Here is a 2486-nt window from a genome sequence, read left to right on the forward strand (position 1 = left end):
GAGAGGATGATCGCCCCGAAGTTGGTGGCGAAGAGCAGCATCGCCTCGTAGGCGCCATCGAACTCCTGGAAATAGAGCAGGATGCCCACGGTCGCGAGGGGCGGCACCAGCGCCACGCCGATGGCGGCGCCGGGCAGCAGCGAGAGCTCGGATTTCTGGACCTGCACGTAGGCCCCGGCGAGCCCCGCAGCGAGCGCGATGACCAGGTCCTCGGCGCCGGGGTCGGTGCGGCTCAGCACCTCGTCCGGCAGCAGCACGCCGCGCGGGAAGTCGGTCATGAAGACGATGAGCCAGGCGACGCCGATGCTGGCGAGCGCGGCGATCCAGACGACCACCAGAAGCGCCACGGCGCGCGAGATGTCCCCGGTGACGATGGCGGCGGCGGTGCCGAGGATCGGGGTCATCAGCGGCGCCACCAGCATGGCGGCGATGATCACCGCACCGGAGTCGCGGATCAGCCCCATGGTGGCGATGACCACGGCGAGTCCGAGCAGCATGGCGAAGCGGCGCCAGTAGATCATCCGGTCGGAGCCCTCGAAGCGGATGATGCCCTTGGTAGTGCTGAAGTTGCGAACGGTCATTGTCGTTACTCGCTGGGGCGCGCGGCGCCCGGGTTGGGCGACTGTCAGAGTAACGGTGTGACTATCGGTGCGCGGCGGACCTGCCCGGTCAGCCTCTCCCCCAAGTGCCGAACTTCAGTCACTTAGAAGGGTACTGCCACCGGGCGCGCCGGGCAAGATGGCACGTTGTGCGCGAGGACCGAGGAAAGGGCCGGGCGCGGGCCTGCCCCGCGGCCGTCACTCGGCGCTTTCGACGATGCGCTTGAGCTGCCAGATCGACATCGAATAGACCTTCTCGACGTTCAGCTCCGGGTGGCTGTCATAGGGAAACATGACCCACAGCGGCCCGCTTTCGGTGACCTCGAAGGGCGCGTCGTCGATGCGGGTGGCGATGATCGGGTAGTCGGCGGTCAGGTACTCGGCGTCCGCGTCGAGGTCGATCTTCATTTCGTAGCCGTCGTCGGCCACCAATGCGATGACCCCGTGCTCAAGCCCGGCCGAGGCGAGCACCTCGCGCAGCACCGGGCCGGAGAACTTCTTCTCTTCCCATGTCCACTGCGTTTCGGTGCTGAAATCGCGCGAGGTCATCGCCTCGAGCGCGTCACGGTCGAGCTCGGTCACCGTGCCGTCGGCGGTTTCGATGGCGAGCAAGGTGTCCTCCGCCAGGACCGGCCCGGCGCAGACCGTCGCGAGCAGCAGCGGCGCGGCGAGTCGGGCAAGGCCCGACAGCCGGGACCGGGGTTGAGGGGCATGGCGCATCGAACTCTCCTTTCCGGGTCTCTTGGTGTCCCAGCGGCGGGCGGGCCGGGCTTGGCCGCGCTTCGCGTAATGGCTGAGACCGTACTCATCATTTCGCCTCTTAACCTTGATCGGAATCAAGCGTTTGGGGAAGCCCGGAAAACATGCGGCTCGCGCCATGGTGCTGCCAGGAAAGCGCCTTCGGGTTTCCCCGAAATGCGCGGTAACTGCATGGGATGTCGTGACTTTCCCGCGGCCTAAGAGGTGGCGCGGCCCTCTCAGGCGGTGAGCGTGGCGCTCCAGCGCGCGGCGGTGCGGGCAGCCTCGGCGATGTGGTCGGCTTGCGTGGCGCTGGTGCGGGAGCGGCGCGGCTTCAGGTCATGGTCGCCGTCCTCGAACCAGCAGAGCTGGATCTTCGGCGACAGCGCATAGCCTGCGACCTCGTCCTGCGTGCCGAACGGGTCGCGGGTGCCCTGACAGATCAGCGCGGGCGTCGCGAGCATCTCGAGATGGTCTGTGCGCAGCCGCTCTGGCTTGCCGGTCGGGTGGAACGGGTAGCCGAGGCAGAGGAGCCCCGCGATGCGGCCCGCAGCAAAGGCCTCGTCGGCGACAAGGCTCGCGACCCGGCCGCCCATCGACTTGCCGCCGATGATCAGCGGGCCCTCGGCGGCGAGCGCGTCGATGGCCTCGTGATATTCCGCGCGCAGGCTCTCGATGCGGGGCGGAGGCCGCTTGCTGCCGCCGCTGCGCCGTCCGGCCATGTAGGCAAACTCGAACCGCGCCACCCGCAGGCCGGCCTCGGCGAGCGCTGCGGCGGCAAGCTCCATGAAACCGCTGTCCATCGCCGCCCCGGCGCCATGCGCGAGCAGCACGGTGCTGCGCCCGGGCGCGTCGCCGTCGATCAGGAACTCCGTCACGTCGTCACCTTCCCTCATATGGTCCGGCTGCCAGCATCGCCCGATGCCGGGGCAGGGACAAGCCGTGCGGGTTTGGTCCCCGTGGTCAGAACCGGCGCGGCACCGGGCGGCCGGTCAGCCGCTCCCAATACTCGTCGGCGCGCTTCTCGAAACTTGCGGCCTGTCGCGCATCGCTCTGGTAGAACTGCCCCGGCGCGACGCCCGTGGCGTAGCTTTGCTCGACCCAGCCGCGCGGATCGTCGTGCGGAAAGCGGTAGCCCACGTGCCCGAG

Annotated in this window: 3 protein-coding genes and 1 pseudogene; all 4 read right to left on the minus strand. The window is 68.7% G+C overall.

Features of this window, described 5'->3' with window-relative positions; translation table 11 throughout:
* On the minus strand, positions 1 to 581 hold a 581-nt coding region (locus HC022_RS23950), incomplete at its 3' end, for a DUF389 domain-containing protein (RefSeq protein ID WP_167454071.1).
* A 216-nt stretch (positions 582 to 797) separates the two neighbouring features.
* The gene (locus HC022_RS23955; protein WP_008884620.1) at positions 798 to 1319 is read right to left on the minus strand and encodes a hypothetical protein; all 522 of its coding nucleotides are present in this window, start codon (positions 1317 to 1319) and stop codon (positions 798 to 800) included.
* 257 nt (positions 1320 to 1576) lie between these two features.
* The gene (locus tag HC022_RS23960; RefSeq protein WP_167454072.1) at positions 1577 to 2233 is read right to left on the minus strand and encodes an alpha/beta family hydrolase; all 657 of its coding nucleotides are present in this window, start codon (positions 2231 to 2233) and stop codon (positions 1577 to 1579) included.
* Positions 2234 to 2300: 67 nt separating this feature from the next.
* A pseudogene (locus HC022_RS23965) lies at positions 2301 to 2486 on the minus strand (replication-associated recombination protein A); the annotation flags it as partial.

Origin of the sequence: Salipiger sp. HF18 (assembly GCF_011806505.1) — a bacterium.
Lineage (GTDB): Bacteria > Pseudomonadota > Alphaproteobacteria > Rhodobacterales > Rhodobacteraceae > Salipiger > Salipiger thiooxidans.

Bases quoted from the DNA above. Each gene is read 5' to 3' on its own strand.
- HC022_RS23960 (WP_167454072.1), bottom strand. From the start codon at position 2,233: ATGAGGGAAGGTGACGACGTGACGGAGTTCCTGATCGACGGCGACGCG.
- HC022_RS23955 (WP_008884620.1), bottom strand. From the start codon at position 1,319: ATGCGCCATGCCCCTCAACCCCGGTCCCGGCTGTCGGGCCTTGCCCGA.